Genomic DNA, 17,098 nt, shown 5'->3' with positions numbered 1-17,098 from the left:
TAACAATCTAATGTAATCTATTACATAATTATGTATAATAAAGAAAGAACAATTAAGTACATACAATGGATTACAGACGAAAAAATGATAATGAGGTGATATCGTGAAAAAAATTGCTTTACTGTTTATTCTAGCAGGGGTTGTATTTTTGAGTATTGGTGGGTATCAATACTTCAAAATACAGGCAGCTGAAAACCAAGCAGCACAAGAAGCACAACAATTACTTACTCAATCAAAAGCGGATGGAAAGCAATCACCAGAATCTTTTCTTCCAGAGACAGGTGATGCTGTAGGATTTCTTCATATTCCAGTATTAGATGCGGCACTTCCAATCGTTGAAGGTACAGATCCCGACGACTTAGAGAAAGGTGTCGGACATTACAAAACATCTGCATATCCAGAGCAAAATGACCAAATTGTATTGTCTGGTCATCGAGACACAGTATTTCGTAGTCTTGGAGAAGTCAAAATTGGTGATCGCTTTATCGTCGAGCTTCCATACGGAGAATTCGAATACGAGATGGTCGATTCCAAAATTGTACCAGCAGATGACACCACAGTTATCAAAAGTACCGCACCTAATGAAGAATTAGTTATTACAACATGTTATCCATTTTCATTTATCGGTGATGCACCAGATCGTTATATCATTTACGCAAAACCAGTTGAAAAATAAGAAAGGGCTTCTTCATAATGTATCTACAATTATGAAGAAGCCTTTTCTTTATTAATCTACAATCACAACATTATTTGATTCACTACTACGATATACAGCCTCAACGATTTTCATTTGGTTTAACGCCATATCTATCGTATAAGATAGTGCTCTGTTTTTAGTAATTGCATCTGCAAAATCCTCAACCATTAATGTATATTGATCACCATCTATCGAAAATTCTTCTGGTTCTTTTCCATCTACGCATAGAATTACTTTTCCTTTACCGTCCTTGCTTGTATCAGGTCTAAATGCGGCACTTACTCGAATCGTACCTTTAGATCCAATCACTTCATATTCTTGACGATGCGTGGAATCAAAACTCGAATCGAAAAGTCCAACAATCCCATTCTCAAATGACAATACTCCTGTCATTGTCGTATCCACACCTAAATTGTCACGCTCTACACTTTTTGCATAAACAGTTATAGGCTCTTGGTTAAGTATATTGCGAATTGCATGTATACTGTAACATCCTACATCATACATAGACCCCCCACCTAGTTCATTGTTTAAACGAATATTTGTGCGATCATCTAAATAAAAGGAAAAACTTGCACGCATCATTGTCACATTACCAATTGCACCACTATTCAATAACTCTTTAACTTTTTGATGTTGTGGATGGAATTGGTACATAAACGCTTCCATTACGTAGACATTATTTTCTTCAGCTACTTTTTTTATCTCTTCTAATTCTGCAGCATCTAAAGTAATCGGTTTCTCACATAGAACATGCTTTTTATGCTCACAAGCTTTCATGACCCATTCTTTGTGCATAGCATTAGGCAATGGAATATAGACAGCATCAATTGACTGGTCATTTAACAAATCTAAATAACTACTATATGTATTTGGTATAGATAGCTCTTCTGCTACTTTTTTTGCATTTTCAATATTTCGACTCGCTATTGCAACTACTTCTGCATTTTGCGAACGTTGAATTGCTGGAATCACTTGTTCTCGTCCAATTTTTGCTGTACTTAACACACCTATCTTTAATTTAACCATTGTACGATTCCTCCCTTAATTAAAACTTTCTATGCTTATATTATAACAAGAAAAGACTAAGTTCTCCAAAAATCCCAAAAATAATTAAAAAGAAGTTGGAAAATAAATATTGTTCTTCACAAAAAAAACCAAACGATTCGTAAAATAGCTTTTGAATCGTTTAGATTTTTGTAATTAAAGAATTCTTTTATTCGAAGTTTTTATCTGTTATTGAATTTCTAATAACTTTTCTGTATATAGATTAAATTTTATTTGATCTTTTTCATCTAAAGCAAGATCAATTAATCGCAATAAATTAATTTTCTCTAATTCCATAATGACATAATCTATTTCATCACGCTTTTCTTTTGGTTGTGTGAGAATCATATATGGACTTAATATTTTTGATAAATGATCTTGAAAATCTTTCACACACATTAAATCTCGAAGTGTTATTCTGTTATACTTTTTGCCTTTTTGAAAAACAAATACTGCATCTTTATTTTCAATTGCTTGTGTTTCGCGATTGATTCGGATTTCCCTTGATTCAAGTGGTACAAATTGATACACTTTATCATCCATTAACAATGAAAAATATTGAAATGCTAACACCACTCGAATATAGTTGCCTTCTTCTTTCACATAATATGGTTTAAACGTTTTTATCGAAAGCAATGTAGACACCTCCTCAAATTTTCGCTACATTATTAATGATTATTCTTATTTTACATTATATGCGCCAAATAAGAAAGCGTTTACAATTATATTAAATAAATTTTTTTGATTTTGCCTTTATTCTAATTTACAAACTTTTTTTACGCAATCACATAGAATTACCAGATAAAATGCGGTATACTAACCGATAGTGAAAAATTTCCCATCTTAATAAAAGCTAGAAATCAGCTATTACAACGAACAATTACAAACAACTTCCTAAATACCAATATAGTTCGTTTCATTTAGCTTATGGAAATTATCGAAGGAGCGTTTCTTTATGTTAAAGCATTTACGTATAAAAATTATTGGAAGAAGAGCAATAAAGACAGCACTTGCAGTTTTTCTAACATCATGGATATGTCAGTTGCTTGGGTGGCCACCAGTATTTGCTGTGATAACTGCAATTGTAACAATTGAACCGACTGTCGCTTCCTCTATTAAGAAAGGTATTGTGCGTTTTCCCGCATCTGCTATTGGTTCGTTGTATGCTGTTCTATTCATTTACCTTTTTGGAAATTCTCCTATTACATATACACTTGCTGCATTTTTTACGATATTGACGTGTTTTCGACTTCATTTACATGCAGGATTATTAGTAGCAACATTAACATCTGTTGCAATGATTGAAGTGATTCATGACAATCTCTTCTATTCTTTTTTAATACGTCTAGGTACTACGACTATCGGTATCCTTGTCTCTACAATTGTAAATATGTTCATACTACCTCCTAATTACACGAAACAAATTTCTTCTGATTTCAATCAAATGCTAAAGAAAACAGGGGATGCAGTAGAACTCATCACAACAGTATTAATGAAAGCAGATAAAGTCCAGTCAGCAAAAATTAAAGATGTCGATGAGAAATTTTTTCAATTAAAGCGTGCTCTAGATAAAACAGAACAATTACTACAATTTCAAGAGGATGAAGCGAAATATCATAGATTGCAAGATGACACTAGAAAATTATTTGAGATGGAGCAGAAGAATGTCGCAAAATTAAGGCTTGTGCATTATCATATCGGTAATCTAATGAATATTCCAAATCGAACTATTTGTTGGTCACCAAAAGAATGCGAAGATATCATTAATATGGTTCATTCATTAGCTGATTTTATGAAATTTCCTGATCATTATAAAGCCAAAGCATATCGAAATCAGGTAAAAAGACTAAGAGATGAATTCTGGGACATTAAGCCCAATGAAGCAAATGAACATACCATCTTCTCTACAGAATTAATCATTCTATATGAATTGCTTTCTATTTATAACTTAGTTGAAGAAATCATACAGACAACAAACGAAATGGAGAAAAACTAGTAATTAGATATATGTTATGCGAAAAACCAGCTTATCCAAAAAGACAAGCTGGTTTTGTATCTTTAAAAACAAATTATAATTTGAACTGTCTAACTAATCCATTTAATTCATCAGCAAGTTTCGCTAATTGTTCTGAACTAGAAGAAATCTCTTCCATTGAACTACTAGCTTCTTCAGCAGATGCAGAAGTTTGTTGTACACCTGCAGCTGACTGTTCAGATATGGATGCAATCTCTTCAATAGCAGTATGGATACTTACACTGTTTTGATTAATCATCGTTAAACTGCTCGTCATTTCTTGTATGTGATCTACCATGCCTTCAACTGAATGAGTAATTTTGTTGAAAGCTTCTCCTGTTTGTTCAATTTGATTTGTACCTTTTTCGACTTCTTCATAACCTAATTCTAATGAGCCTGTCACTTCTGTTGTTTCTTTTTGGATATTTCCAACAATGCTCGTGATATCTGTCACAGATACAGCTACTTGCTCTGCCAATTTCCTTACTTCGTCTGCTACGACGGCAAAACCCTTACCATGTTCCCCGGCACGTGCAGATTCAATTGCTGCATTAAGTGCTAGTAAGTTCGTTTGTTCTGCAATATCCTTAATGACAGATACTAATTTAGAAATTTCTTTTGATTGTACGTCAAGCCCTCTCACTTTAGAAACTGTATTCTTTACTAAATTGTTCACTTTGTTCATTTGCTCTACAGATTCGATCATTAATTTGCTACCATCATTTGTGACTAACAATATATCCTCAGAAGATTCTTTCACTTGGTCACCTAATTGTGTCGCACCATCGATGTTTTTTGCAAAAACATTCATATTTGACGCTACTTCACTCGCATGATTTGCTTGTGTTTCTGAACCTGAAGCTAATTCTTCCATTGTTGTTGCAATTTGTTCTGTTCCTTGTCTCACTTCATTTGCCGACTGATTCAATTCTTCACTTTGTGCTGTAACAGTGTCAGATACATCAGCTATTTTCTTAATCATCGTACTCAAATTACTATACATCGTATTTATTGATAATGCTAACTGACCAATTTCGTCTTTCCCACTATAATTAATTGGCTCAACTTGTAGATTGTTATTAGCAATCTGATCACTTACATACACCACTTCTTGAATATGTGAAGAAAGCCTTCTACTCACTACCACAATAAGTCCGATACTAATAATAATAGAGATAACTACTGCAATATAAAGGACATACATTGATACTTGTTGACTATTTTTTGCAATAATCGTTGCATCTTCTCTTTGCTTTCCTACAAGTTCTGTTAATTGATCTAGTAAGCCTACTGCTTGTGATTGTAATTCTGTAGCTTCAATAGATTTCAGTCCTGCGATTCCCATTTCACCTTGTTTAACATAATTGATGATTTGTTCAAAACTTTCATTTACTTGATCATCTAATGCCGTAATTTGATTCATTAATTCTCTTTCTTCTTTAGTATCGATTGTCGGCTCAAGTTTTGCTTCTAACTTATCAAATGCCTCTTGTCGTTCCGCATATTCTTCCTCTACCTTAGTTTCTTGAGTCTCCATATATTTATAGATACGAATACCTTTTGCTCTTAGCAATGAACCCATTTCCGTTACATCTACAGCTCTGTCACTCCGACGATCTAAAGCATCAATTTGATCGCCTGTTTCCTTTAAAAAAATAGAGACGATTATTGTTGATACTAAAAATAATAAAAGAACGATACTTAGAATAATTCCGTATTTTGTTCCTATCTTTAAATTGTTTAATTTACTTTGGGATTTTCGCTTTTTCATCATACTTTCCTCTCATCTCTGATTTATAGTCATGTTCAGCAGTACCATTCTATCATTACTTTCGAATCATTACTAGTTTTTTCGCTTTATTCGACAAGTGATTTACTTATTTATTTTTAGCAACTTTTTCGTTAGAATAAATAGAAAAGGAGCGAGATGTATGAGTATACGTTTAATTGCTGAGAATGCGATTATGATACATTTTAATGAAGAAATATCTGTAGCTTTGTTAGAAAAAATACTAATAGTAAAAAAAGTAATAGAAAAGAACTTACAATCTTCTATAACTGAAATCGTTATCGGGTATAATTCTCTAGTTATCTATTTTGACCCAATTACAACTCATCCGTATAATCTCTTAGAAAAATTAAAGAAGATGAGATATCCAGATGAATTATTGCTATTCTCTCCTTCTACACACCATATTCCCGTTTGTTATGAGGAGTCGTTTAACAAAGACCTTTCATTTGTTGCAACATACCATAACATAACAATGGAAGAAGTGGTTCATTTACATACTTCCAATCAATATACCGTTCATTTTTTAGGTTTTTCACCTGGTTTTCCTTTCTTGGGTGGAATAGATGATCGTATTGCTACACCAAGAAAAGGAATACCAGACATATCTGTTCCAGAAGGTTCTGTTGGCATTGCCGGGTCACAAACAGGTATTTATCCAAGTATGTCACCAGGTGGTTGGCAAATTATTGGACGCACACCTATTCCCTTAGTAAATGTAGATGAAGAAAAGCCCACATTATTTCAACCCGGAGACAACGTACATTTCTACCCTATTACTAGTAAAGAATTTGAAGATATACGAAAGCGACTGATCACTTATGAAGATAATTGAAAAAGGCTTAGCTACAACAATTCAAGATCTTGGGAGATTCTCTTATCGTTCTTTAGGATTTCCAACAAGTGGACCTATGGATAGCTTTGCAATGAAAATTGCAAATTTTCTGGTTGGTAATCACGAAAATGCTGCAGTATTAGAAATGTGTCAAATTGGAGTTACGGTCGAATTTCTTCATGATACTGTTATCGCTTGTACTGGAGCTCCAATGGATATATATTTGAATAATCAAAAAATTGAATTGTATCGTCCTATACAAGTTAAAAAAGGAGATTCCCTACGTTGTTTATCATGCAAAGCGGGTATGTATACATATCTTGCATGTAAATATGGAATTGCCTATCCTACTATTTTAAAAAGTCGTTCATCACTTCCAAGAATAAAGGATGTCCGCAACACGATTACAGAAAATTGTGAGCTTCCTATTCAAGCATACACACATAAGGGTATGTTTAATTGGAAAATAGATAAAAAACTATTTGACTACATGACATCAAAATACATTACGATTAGATATATAGAAGGGATACAAAGCGATTGGTTTGCATCGTCACTTGAAAATCATACATGGAAGATTACTTCCCAATCTAATCGTATGGGCTATCGATTAAATGGGCCTCCAATTAGATTAAAAAACGAAAAACAACTTTTTTCAGAGCCAGTTCAATTTGGCGCGATTCAGGTTCCACCGAATGGACAACCAATTGTGATTATGGCAGACGGACAACCAACTGGTGGGTATCCTAAAATTGGTCAAGTGATTCAAGCAGATTTAGCTAAATTGGCTCAAGCAACCATATTTACATCCATTACATTTCAAAAGGTTTCTATTGAATATGCACTTGAAACATGGAAGCATACTCATCATGATTTACTTCAATTAAAATATGTTTTATTAGAGAAATGGAGGGAATTCTAATTGGAATTAAACTGTGATATCGGAGAAGATTATGGTCAATATACGTTTCATAATGATGAACAATTACTACCATATGTGAATGCAGTGAATATTGCTTGTGGATTTCATGCAGGTGATTTTCAATCTATTGCTAAAACAGTAACACTTGCAAAAAATCATCATGTCCATATTGGTGCCCATCCTGGTTATCCTGATATTCAGGGGTTTGGGAGACGTGCGATTCACTTTTCTGCTGACGAGATTTATCATATGATGCTTTATCAATTAGGTGCAATTGATGCTTTTGTCAAAGTAAAAGGTGCCACATTACATCATGTCAAACCGCATGGAGCATTATATAATAGTGCCTCAACAAATGAACTCGTTGCAACTGCAATAGTAAATGCGATTTATGACTATAATCCAGAGTTATTACTATATGGTCTGTCAGGAAGTGTACTTGCTACTATTGGAGAAGAAAAAGGATTAGTTGTGAAGCATGAAGTATTTGCAGATAGAACCTATCAAGCCAATGGTACACTAACAGATAGAAAAGAGACAAATGCTTTAATAGAAGATGAAGAACTAGCACTCGAGCAAGTGAAAACTATGCTTTACCATCAAAAAGTAAAAACAATAAAAGGACATTATATCCCTATTAAAGCAGATACGATTTGTGTACATGGTGACACCCAAAAGGCTATTGTTCTGATCAAGAAAATTCATCCATTATTACAGAATTAATTTTCAATTAACTTAGCCATATAAGAGCCAGTCTGATATTACATTATCCATCACACAATACCAGACTGCCTTTTTTAATACGTTATTTCTTTCTTTTCTTATTAATAAAAACGAGAGAAAGGAATACAACCAATAATAAACTTACTAGTCCGATTACAATATAAGTAGTATTATTCGCTTCGTCCGTCTCTTCTTTCGTGTTTACTTCTTCAACTTGACTCTCTTCCTGTACTTGGTTCTCTTCTACTTCTGGTTGATTTACTGCCTCTTTTTCCATTTGTTCTGGAATAATATCTTCTAATGCAGTGATTAAAAATGTAGCATCCGTATCATTCGTTAACTGTTCCTTCGATTGAAAAGAAACGCCGTTATTCTCAGACTTCGCTAAAACTACTGTATCATCATTTACTGGTTGAATGGAGTATGCTTTTTCATCAGACATTCCTGGAACTAAGCGAAAACTAGCAGCATCTTTAAATGCATCAGTACCATCATTCTTTTTTAACCTTATGTAGTCACCTTCTTTAACTAAATAGAAGCCAGGATTATTTTCTGATTGAAATGATACTACATTAACATGATTTGATTGATTCAATGCTGGTGTCTGATACCAACGATAATTATAATTCACTTCTTCTTTCTCTTCTAATGATAAAAATAATGTTTGTTCTTTTAATGCGAGATTCGTATCAATCAATTGTAGCATGTAACTTGGTCCCGATACTCCAGATGCAGTAGGAGTAATAGGCGCTATCGTTCCATCTTCAAAATAATGCAAATCTTCTATTGACACAGATCTTCTAAACTCACCACCATTAGGTAAAGAAGCGGTATGATAAACGAAATAGTTTTGCTCTTGGAAATGTAAAATAGCTGGGTGACTCGTCGCACTATTTGATAATCGATTCATTATTTTTCCTTTAAATGTCCATGGCCCTTCAGGACTTGTTGCCATTGCATAACCAATTTCCTCGGGGTAATTCATTGCAAACGTTAGATAATAATTACCTTCATATTTATCTAACCAAGGACCTTCTGTAAAGCTACCATCTAAGTTGTTTATCTCTATCCTCTTAATATCTCCGTCTATTTCAATCATATTATCTTTCAACTTTGCATAATATAAATGCGTATTCCCCCAATACATATAAGCCTCTCCATCATCATCAACATACACTGTTGGATCAATATCGTCCCACGGGTCTGTTCCCATATGTTCAGGGTCTTCTGTCATACTTGGACTGATTAAAGGGCCCCCAATTGCGTCTTTCCATCCTGTTACAGGATTATCTGATGTCGCAACACCAATTGCATAACCTGGTTCTGTTGCATCATTATTTCTTACTGTTACATACCAATAAAATACACCATTTTTTTCGACTACTTGAGATGCCCAAGCCGAATCATGTTTTGCCCAATCAAAGGCTTGTCTATCAAGAGAACCTTCTAATTTCCAATTTTCTAAATCAATGGATGAGTATATATTCCATTTTTTCAGCACAAAGAAAGAATCATTCGTTGTTGCTTCATCATGTCCAGTATACAAATAAACCTTGCCATCATGAACTAATGTCGCCGGATCTGCAGTATACGTATCTTTAATAACTGGGTTGTCTGCATATATGTAAATAGGAAATAAAAAAAGCAATAGACTAATAAAAACAATTTTCTTCATGTTCTTCCCCCCTTTTTCATTATATATACGCTTACATTATATCGAACTGATGCGTATAACTCAATTTTTCTATAGTAAGAGTTGCATACAAAAGAGAAAGCGTCCGGATAGAATGGAACGATGAAAAAAGGCTTGATAATAAGCCTTTTTTCAAATTATATATATTCATATAAGTACAATCGTTTACTATTTTTTGATTATATGACTAACGATAATGATATTTTAATAAACATTTATCAAGAAAATCAGTTGGTAATGTCTTTACAGCATATTGCCAAATGCGGATATGAATAAACGCGAATATAGAGAAGAATAAACTAATTGTGTATGGAAAGAGATAAACAATGATTCCAAATCCAATACTGATGCAAACTAAAAATATCATTTGTGGTAACAAACGAAATGTCACAACAACACCATTTTGCAATAAATGCACACCCTTTAAATGTGTAGACACTGTGAGTGGTATGATAGCAATTAATGTACACACAAACAGTCCTAAAAGAAAAAATACTATATTTCTAAAAATAAAATCAATTTTCACTAATGTCAAGAACTCGTTTGTATATCCACTAACTGATAAAAGAATAATCGACACTACTATATATGTCATAAAATAACGATATTTTTTGAGATAATACTTAAATGAATAGAGAAAGGATTCTCCAAAAGCTATTGTTATTCCATTACGATACCAATCTAATATAACGGTATACATTGCTAAAGTAGCAGGAATAATTGTAATAATACCTAATGAAAAAAAGAACCATACGAATTGTAATGCAATAAATGAGGCTATGATGTGTAATACTTTCAATAGTAATGACTGTTCTTCCATTGTTCCATCACCCATTCCATCATATGTCGTTATTATTAATTATTATTTCCTTTCTTACAAAGATTAAACCAACTTATGTGTAAAAGTTACTTGCTAAAATAATAGTAAATGATGTAAGAACACTATTTTACATAATAAAAAGAGTCCTTCCATTAATAGGAAAGGACTCTTTTTATTATTTCATTTCTGGAATGACTCTGACTTCTTTTTTCATCTCTGATTGACATATAGGACACGCAGGTTCTTTATCAAATGAATAATTCTCACGCATCCAGCCTTGACAATCATCACTCACACAAGACCATACATTTGTTTCTACATTATTAACCGGTTCTTTCTGATTATTAAAATAAGCCATAAGGCACTCCCTTTCATGGGTACTACTTCTATTATACGCCTAATTACAAATAAATACAAAGTTATCTACAAAAGAGTAAGTGCCCGTTTAGAAACGTAGTGACTGGAGAAAATCAAACAAAATAAAGATATTTTAATCCTTTAATAACGTATCAAAAACTTCTTTCGTCATATCATCATTTTTAGAAGTAGCTGGTATAAGAATGATTTGATTTCTAAATACATCTGAACCACTAAACACATCTAGCTTAGATGCTCTTATGCCATAAATTGTACCCGTACCAAAATCTAACAATTCTACCCCTTTACTTTCTAATTTACTAATCGTATAGACATCTTCAATAGGCTTTAATCCTTCTTGTTCAATTAAATCTAATGCCATTGCCTCATCTGTAATCATAAAGTCCACCATACCTGTCGCAGTTCTAGCAATAAACTTTTGCACTTGTTCATAAGACTGCTCAGATAATCCGCCACCTTGATATGCAATATTATCAATAGAAAATGTAAATTCATCAAAATGTTCTTGATTGATTTGTACAGATAATTCATTGACTTGATCATACGTAACAGGTGCAACGACCATCGCATTATAATATACTTCATCTTCCTTAACTATATTCGTAATGATAGAAACTATTACAAATATGAGGACAGCAATGCCGATAATATGTAATTTATAGTATTCCCATATATAGTCTACTGCTTCTTTAAAAGACATCGTTTTCAATGTTTCTATCAATTTTTTCATTTCTATCTTTCCCCCTATGACTCTCTTTGCATCTACTACAAAAGTATATCACAAAAGTAAGGGGTTTCGCCTATATCAGTAGTTTTTCCATAAACTTTACTAAATTATACTAATTGATTTTTCAACCATTGATAGGAATTCTCACCATTAATTTGATGTCCACCCTCAAAGATATGGTAATCAAATTTTTCTGGTCGATGATCATAAGCTTCTTTAATTTCTTGAATAGCTGCCATTACTGTCTTATTCGGAAAAATAGGGTCGTGTATGCCCGCCTCAATAAATAGTCCTCTAGGAGCAATTAATGATATCCATTCAGGTAATTCCGCGTAATTTAATATACCTGGAATGTAATTATCTATGCAATGACGCATTGCCATGATACTGCCTTGAAAAGTATTCGTAAAGCCTGTTAAGACCGTTGCTTTTACACGTAAATCAATTGCTGCTGTATAACTAGTAACTAATGCACCTCCTGAGAAGCCCATCATACCAATTCGATCTGGATTCACATCTTGACATGTCTCGATATAGTTTAATATTTGCCTTGCTTCCCAAATTCTCAATCCTGCCAATGTTTTTCCTTCCATTAACAAACTTGTCGCCATAGATTCACATGAATTTGGCTTTCCTTGTTCTTTATCACGCGTTAACATTCTATCACCAAAACCTATGACTTCAGGTGCGAAAACTTTTAAACCTTTTTTTACTAATTGTACAGCAAAATGTTGGTGAATACCGTCATTTGATAGATCTTCTTCTCCATTTGGTAATAGACCAACAATTTCTTTTACACCATAACCGTGTCCATGTAACGCTAGCACAGCAGAATAATTGTCTTTGGATTCTTTTGGTGTTAAAACATACATTTTTATTTCTAATATATTTGTAATCGGTATACTTATAAGTTCTCTTGTGTACGATTCAAAATGCTTTGTTTCTATTATACATCCTTCTTTATATACTCTTTCTTCTTCAAGCTTAGAAAAATCACCCAATAATTTAAGTAAACTCATTTTCAAAGTCAATTTACGTTCTACTGGACCTACCGCTTTAACTGTTTCATTTAGTGCTTGTATATAGAATTGTTCAAAAAGTTGATCTAATTGATTACTCATCTTTACAACTCTCCTTAAATTTAGATTCATCCTCAAATGAAAGCGTTTAACAATTAATAACATTATAACGAACTTTTATTTTATAGAAAAGCAATCCAAGCATAAATTTTTAGGTTTTTTAATTTAAAGCTCTAAAAAAGCCAGAGAACACCCACTTACGTAGATAAAATCTCTGGCATTTGGTATTAAAGATTTTTTTTCATTTGATTTAAAAATGACTTAGGGAAATTTGCTTCAAAGCGAACGATTTTTTTTGTATCTGGATGTTTAAATGCCAAAATTTGTGCATGCAAACCTAGTCGCTTGATAGGATTTGTTTTGGCTCCATACTTCTTATCTCCTACAATAGGATTACCTAAATCGTGCATATGAACCCTTATTTGATTTTTGCGTCCTGTATCCAATTTAACTGTTAATAATGTATTGTGATTACTTCTTTTCTTAACATGATAATGTGTAATGGCTAACTTTCCATCTTGAGGTGTATCACTAGAATACATTTTATATGTCTTCGTTTCTTTTAACCAAGACTTAATTGTACCATCTTCTTTTGCTACTTTCCCTTCCACTAATGCAATATATGTTCTCTCTTCTACTATGTGTTTCCAATTATTTTGTAAGTATTGTTTCGCTTTCTCTGTTTTTGCTAAGACCATTACTCCTGATGTTTCTTGATCTAATCTGTGTACAATAAAGACACGATTTTTCGGATGAAGTTTCTTTACATATGTTGTCAATTGTTTATATGCGGTCAACTCATTATCTTTACCTGAAGCCATAGACAATAATCCTGCCCCTTTATTAATTACAATGATACTATCATCTTCATACAATATACTCATATTTTGAAACACTGCAGCTTTTGCTACTTTGTTTGTTGTAATTTCTATCTTGTCACCAATTTTTAATTCATAATTATGTTTGGTCACTTGTATGCCATTTACATACACTTGCCCTCTTGTAAGTATCGATTTAATTGCATTACGACTTTTATTCTCTAGTGTCTTTAATAAATATTCCAATAATAGTTCATTTGTCTTTACTGTATCAATCATTGAACGCTGCGTTTTTTCCATAATGAACTCCTTTACGTGTGCATTTCGATCTTTTTTAATTATCTATGAAAGAAAGTGAAGAATGTCTTATACGATTCTTCACTTTCTAACTGATTTTTAATGGAAAAGATCCGACTCTTTGGCTTTTTTCCTCAATTGGTTTGTATATTTGTTTATCGGTGCTTTTAATACTGTCCCTATAATTAATGCTACTACACCGAATAGCACTAACGGAATAAATGAACTTGTTACTTTTTGCCATACAATGCCACCAACTGCTTCTCTCATTAGATCAATAGCGTAAGTGAAAGGTAACATCGGATTAATAAATTGGAAGAAATCCGGTAATAAATCAACTGGATATGTTCCCCCTGCTCCAGCAATTTGTAATACTAATAAGACAATAGCTAATGCCTTTCCTACATCACCAAATACAGAAACTAATGTGTAGACAATGGTGATGAAAACAACACTAGATATCAGTCCAAATACAACAAAAAGAAACGGCTCCGCTACATCGACTTTCAATAAGAACAAATCACCTAGCGTTACAATTAATGTTTGTAAAATACCAATCGTATAAAATGTCATCAATCTACCAAAGTACATTTGTCTTTCTGTGTATGTTGTCACTAAATGTGGTTCTGTTGATAATAGCGAAATTAATAGCAATCCACCAACCCAAATTGCCAAAATTGTATAAAATGGTGTCATTCCAGTACCATAATTAGCAATTGGGAACACTTTATTCGTTTCTAATAATACAGGTTCTTCAAAAAAGCTTTTCTCTGCATCTGGATCGTTTTTAAGTAGTTCAATAATCTCTTTTAAATCCGTTTCGCCTTGAATTTCTCTAATTTTGTCTGCAAGTTCATTTACCTTTGTACTAACATAAGGAAATTGGTCATTTACATATTGAAGCATATCTGTTCCTTCATTCAAATTTCCTTTTGTTCTATTTAGCATATCATACAATTCAGGAATTGTTTCTTTTATTTCCTCTAATATACTTTGTGCACTAGTAAGTGTATTTTCTGCCTGCTCAATCTGTTCTTCTATCTTCGGTACTACTGTTGTAACAAAATCATTCAAGAAACTATCTACTTGTTTGTTAGCAGATTCCGCTAATTTCTGTAATTCATCCCATTTCGCTTGGATATCTTTTTCTTTATCTTGTATTAATTGATTTACTTCTTGTATTGTTGTTAAAGTTTGTTGTAAATTATTTTCTATGTTTGTTAATGTTTCAATAGCTTGGTCGATTGTTTCATTGCTCACACTTTGTGATGGATTTCCTTCTTCATCTGTATTCTCTTCGTTATTTTGCCCTTTTATTAATTCAAGTAATTCTTTTACATTTTGAATGTTCTCAATAGATGTTTGAAGATTACCTTCTATTTGCGCTATTTGCTCAGATGCATCAATGGATGGATTATTATCATTCATAAGCTCATCTATAAATTGATGTGCTTCATCTATTGCATTCTCCATTGATTCTAATTCTTTTTCCATCGTTGGTTTTGCATCTTGAAATCTTTGTTTTGCTGTATTAATTGTAGCAATCGTATCATTAATTGTAGCTAAACCTGTATCTGTTCCATTTTCTACTTCTGGTAATAAATTATTTGCTTTGTTTAATATATCTCCTGCACTGCCAGCATCTTGCAATGACTCTGTAATGATTTGAGATATTTCTGGTAAATTCTCTTCTAGTGTAAAGATATAATCCTCAAATTTTTGAATATCTGGTGTTGCATTTTCAATTTCTATTCCAATGTCATTAAAAATGGTAAAAATAACACCATTTACTGTAGAGATAAATTGGCTTGTCATTTGTTCTACAATGACACCTGCTCCTTTGTCTGTAATCTTTGGAGCAATTGCATTGATTTTTTCGTTCACAAAGTATTCTACATTTGCTTTTTTAGGTTGATCGGATATTACTGTACCTAAATTCTCTGAAAAATGTTCTGGTATAACGATATAGGCATAATAATTTCCCAACTCTAATTCATCTTTTGCTTTTTGTCTTGAAACAAATTGCCAATCCATCGTTTCATTCTTTTTTAATTCTGTTACTAAATCGTCACCGACATGAATCGCTTCATCTCTTACGGTTGCTCCTGTATCTTCATTGACAATACCTATCTTAATATTTTCCGTTTTCCCATACGGGTCCCATGATGCTTGAATATTCATCCATGCATATAATGATGGTAATAAGATTAATCCACCAATTAGTATTGCAGCAACCCAATTCGTAGAAATATTCTTCAAATCCGAAAAAAACAATTTTATACTTTCCTTCAAGTTAATCGCCTCTTATTACAGTATTTTTTCCATTTGGATATTATACCACCAAACAAGAATAGATTACTAATAATATAAAAAAACTCATATACCCTTAACAATAAGGTGGATGTGAGCACAATATAATTCACAATGTATTTATTTTTTTGTCCAATCAAAATCTATTGCACGAAGAAATGCTTTAGCAAGTATCGTATGTCCTGTTGCATTAGGGTGAATTCGATCCCACGCAATAGCTGCAGGATAAAGCTCTGTAAATACAGATTGAAATGCTTGTTGTGTATCAATTAATATTGCATCATATTCTTTCGCTAAACGCTTAATCACATCGCCATATTGATCCATCTTTATTCTCATTGGGTCTTGAGAATTCGGTTCGATATAAAATGGTGTTAAAAATACAAGCTGCTTTGTTACTTTTCTAGCACTTTCGATGATTTCTCTTAATGTATTTTCATATTCATCTATGTATACATGATGATCTTTAATAAATGGTGAATCAAATTGTCTCCACACATCATTGATTCCTATCATAATAGATAACCAATCAGGTTGTTGACAAATTACATCTTCTTCCCAGCGCTTCTTTAAGTCTCTTACTGTATTGCCAGATACCCCTTTGTTGACAACTCTAATTTGAAGTTCTGGATATGTAGATTGTAAAAACGCATCCACAATCGATACATAGCCATTACCTAATGCTTGGAAGAGACCTTCTCCATCAGGCTTTGCTCTGTCACAATCTGTTACGGAATCACCTATAAATAACAACTTTTGTCCTTTGTCTAATTTCATCATTTCCCCTCATTTCTTCATAATCGTTTTTCTTTATTATAAAATAGTATAAGCGATTTGAGAACATACTGTTTGTTCTACATTTTACCTAGTAACATAACAAACCGAATTTCTACTTGTTTCTTGTAGAAATTCGGTTTTGTTGATCTGATTAATTATCTTGTTATGAGAT

Annotated in this window: 16 protein-coding genes; 5 read left to right on the top strand and 11 right to left on the bottom strand. The window is 32.7% G+C overall.

Annotated features, from left to right (window positions below; translation table 11 throughout):
• Positions 1 to 103: 103 nt before the first annotated feature.
• Positions 104 to 676, top strand: a complete 573-nt coding sequence (locus tag ACFOZ1_RS13515; RefSeq protein WP_390200107.1) for a class D sortase — start codon at positions 104 to 106, stop codon at positions 674 to 676.
• A gap of 51 nt (positions 677 to 727) precedes the next feature.
• On the opposite strand, the gene ACFOZ1_RS13510 is transcribed toward ACFOZ1_RS13515, so the two are convergent.
• Both ACFOZ1_RS13510 and ACFOZ1_RS13505 read right to left on the bottom strand, forming a co-directional pair.
• Positions 728 to 1,726 (bottom strand): Gfo/Idh/MocA family protein, encoded by a 999-nt coding sequence (locus ACFOZ1_RS13510; RefSeq protein WP_390200105.1) that lies wholly within the window; start codon positions 1,724 to 1,726, stop codon positions 728 to 730.
• Between the two features lie 207 nt (positions 1,727 to 1,933).
• A complete protein-coding gene (locus tag ACFOZ1_RS13505) occupies positions 1,934 to 2,380 on the bottom strand; it encodes an IDEAL domain-containing protein (protein WP_390200103.1) in 447 nt (148 codons plus the stop codon).
• Positions 2,381 to 2,699: 319 nt separating this feature from the next.
• On the opposite strand from ACFOZ1_RS13505, the gene ACFOZ1_RS13500 reads away from it, so the two are divergent.
• Positions 2,700 to 3,740: an FUSC family protein gene (locus ACFOZ1_RS13500; protein WP_390200101.1), complete on the top strand. Its 1,041-nt coding sequence runs from the start codon at positions 2,700 to 2,702 to the stop codon at positions 3,738 to 3,740.
• A 73-nt stretch (positions 3,741 to 3,813) separates the two neighbouring features.
• Here ACFOZ1_RS13500 and ACFOZ1_RS13495 read toward each other — a convergent pair whose 3' ends face one another.
• The gene (locus ACFOZ1_RS13495; protein WP_390200099.1) at positions 3,814 to 5,529 is read right to left on the bottom strand and encodes a methyl-accepting chemotaxis protein; all 1,716 of its coding nucleotides are present in this window, start codon (positions 5,527 to 5,529) and stop codon (positions 3,814 to 3,816) included.
• 160 nt (positions 5,530 to 5,689) lie between these two features.
• Between ACFOZ1_RS13495 and pxpB the strand changes: the two genes are divergently transcribed.
• From pxpB to ACFOZ1_RS13480, 3 genes are read left to right on the top strand one after another with little or no spacing between them, the layout of a single operon-like run.
• Complete coding sequence (pxpB, locus tag ACFOZ1_RS13490) at positions 5,690 to 6,382, top strand: 5-oxoprolinase subunit PxpB (protein ID WP_390200098.1); 693 nt, start codon at positions 5,690 to 5,692, stop codon at positions 6,380 to 6,382.
• Positions 6,369 to 7,304, top strand: coding sequence for a 5-oxoprolinase subunit C family protein (locus ACFOZ1_RS13485; RefSeq protein ID WP_390200096.1), 936 nt, complete (start codon positions 6,369 to 6,371; stop codon positions 7,302 to 7,304). The genes pxpB and ACFOZ1_RS13485 overlap by 14 nt, the downstream gene beginning before the upstream one ends.
• Complete coding sequence (locus ACFOZ1_RS13480; protein ID WP_390200095.1) at positions 7,305 to 8,027, top strand: 5-oxoprolinase subunit PxpA; 723 nt, start codon at positions 7,305 to 7,307, stop codon at positions 8,025 to 8,027.
• Positions 8,028 to 8,109: 82 nt separating this feature from the next.
• On the opposite strand, the gene ACFOZ1_RS13475 is transcribed toward ACFOZ1_RS13480, so the two are convergent.
• The 8 genes from ACFOZ1_RS13475 to ACFOZ1_RS13440 form a co-directional block, all read right to left on the bottom strand.
• Complete coding sequence (locus ACFOZ1_RS13475; RefSeq protein ID WP_390200093.1) at positions 8,110 to 9,702, bottom strand: family 43 glycosylhydrolase; 1,593 nt, start codon at positions 9,700 to 9,702, stop codon at positions 8,110 to 8,112.
• Positions 9,703 to 9,907: 205 nt separating this feature from the next.
• A complete protein-coding gene (locus ACFOZ1_RS13470; RefSeq protein WP_390200092.1) occupies positions 9,908 to 10,540 on the bottom strand; it encodes a DUF624 domain-containing protein in 633 nt (210 codons plus the stop codon).
• A 175-nt stretch (positions 10,541 to 10,715) separates the two neighbouring features.
• Positions 10,716 to 10,898, bottom strand: coding sequence for a cold-shock protein (locus tag ACFOZ1_RS13465; RefSeq protein ID WP_390200091.1), 183 nt, complete (start codon positions 10,896 to 10,898; stop codon positions 10,716 to 10,718).
• A gap of 132 nt (positions 10,899 to 11,030) precedes the next feature.
• Positions 11,031 to 11,648 carry a hypothetical protein gene (locus ACFOZ1_RS13460; RefSeq protein ID WP_390200090.1) on the bottom strand — a complete coding sequence of 206 codons (618 nt, stop codon included), beginning with the start codon at positions 11,646 to 11,648 and terminating at the stop codon, positions 11,031 to 11,033.
• 104 nt (positions 11,649 to 11,752) lie between these two features.
• Complete coding sequence (locus ACFOZ1_RS13455) at positions 11,753 to 12,766, bottom strand: dienelactone hydrolase family protein (protein ID WP_390200089.1); 1,014 nt, start codon at positions 12,764 to 12,766, stop codon at positions 11,753 to 11,755.
• A 185-nt stretch (positions 12,767 to 12,951) separates the two neighbouring features.
• A complete protein-coding gene (locus tag ACFOZ1_RS13450; RefSeq protein WP_390200087.1) occupies positions 12,952 to 13,842 on the bottom strand; it encodes an RluA family pseudouridine synthase in 891 nt (296 codons plus the stop codon).
• 96 nt (positions 13,843 to 13,938) lie between these two features.
• Positions 13,939 to 16,131: a YhgE/Pip family protein gene (locus ACFOZ1_RS13445; protein ID WP_390200086.1), complete on the bottom strand. Its 2,193-nt coding sequence runs from the start codon at positions 16,129 to 16,131 to the stop codon at positions 13,939 to 13,941.
• 138 nt (positions 16,132 to 16,269) lie between these two features.
• On the bottom strand, positions 16,270 to 16,926 hold the full coding sequence (locus ACFOZ1_RS13440; RefSeq protein WP_390200085.1) for an SGNH/GDSL hydrolase family protein: 657 nt from the start codon (positions 16,924 to 16,926) through the stop codon (positions 16,270 to 16,272).
• Positions 16,927 to 17,098: the final 172 nt, after the last annotated feature.

This window comes from Gracilibacillus marinus, assembly GCF_042651725.1.
In the GTDB taxonomy this organism is placed as follows: domain Bacteria; phylum Bacillota; class Bacilli; order Bacillales; family Amphibacillaceae; genus Gracilibacillus; species Gracilibacillus marinus.
Note: the sequence above shows the minus strand (reverse complement) of the source record. Positions and strands in the feature narration are given on the sequence as shown.

Bases quoted from the DNA above. Each gene is read 5' to 3' on its own strand.
- pxpB (WP_390200098.1), top strand. From the start codon at position 5,690: ATGAGTATACGTTTAATTGCTGAGAATGCGATTATGATACATTTTAAT.
- ACFOZ1_RS13460 (WP_390200090.1), bottom strand. From the start codon at position 11,648: ATGAAAAAATTGATAGAAACATTGAAAACGATGTCTTTTAAAGAAGCA.
- ACFOZ1_RS13500 (WP_390200101.1), top strand. From the start codon at position 2,700: ATGTTAAAGCATTTACGTATAAAAATTATTGGAAGAAGAGCAATAAAG.
- ACFOZ1_RS13495 (WP_390200099.1), bottom strand. From the start codon at position 5,529: ATGAAAAAGCGAAAATCCCAAAGTAAATTAAACAATTTAAAGATAGGA.
- ACFOZ1_RS13450 (WP_390200087.1), bottom strand. From the start codon at position 13,842: ATGGAAAAAACGCAGCGTTCAATGATTGATACAGTAAAGACAAATGAA.
- ACFOZ1_RS13470 (WP_390200092.1), bottom strand. From the start codon at position 10,540: ATGGAAGAACAGTCATTACTATTGAAAGTATTACACATCATAGCCTCA.
- ACFOZ1_RS13510 (WP_390200105.1), bottom strand. From the start codon at position 1,726: ATGGTTAAATTAAAGATAGGTGTGTTAAGTACAGCAAAAATTGGACGA.
- ACFOZ1_RS13475 (WP_390200093.1), bottom strand. From the start codon at position 9,702: ATGAAGAAAATTGTTTTTATTAGTCTATTGCTTTTTTTATTTCCTATT.
- ACFOZ1_RS13440 (WP_390200085.1), bottom strand. From the start codon at position 16,926: ATGAAATTAGACAAAGGACAAAAGTTGTTATTTATAGGTGATTCCGTA.
- ACFOZ1_RS13455 (WP_390200089.1), bottom strand. From the start codon at position 12,766: ATGAGTAATCAATTAGATCAACTTTTTGAACAATTCTATATACAAGCA.
- ACFOZ1_RS13465 (WP_390200091.1), bottom strand. From the start codon at position 10,898: ATGGCTTATTTTAATAATCAGAAAGAACCGGTTAATAATGTAGAAACA.
- ACFOZ1_RS13485 (WP_390200096.1), top strand. From the start codon at position 6,369: ATGAAGATAATTGAAAAAGGCTTAGCTACAACAATTCAAGATCTTGGG.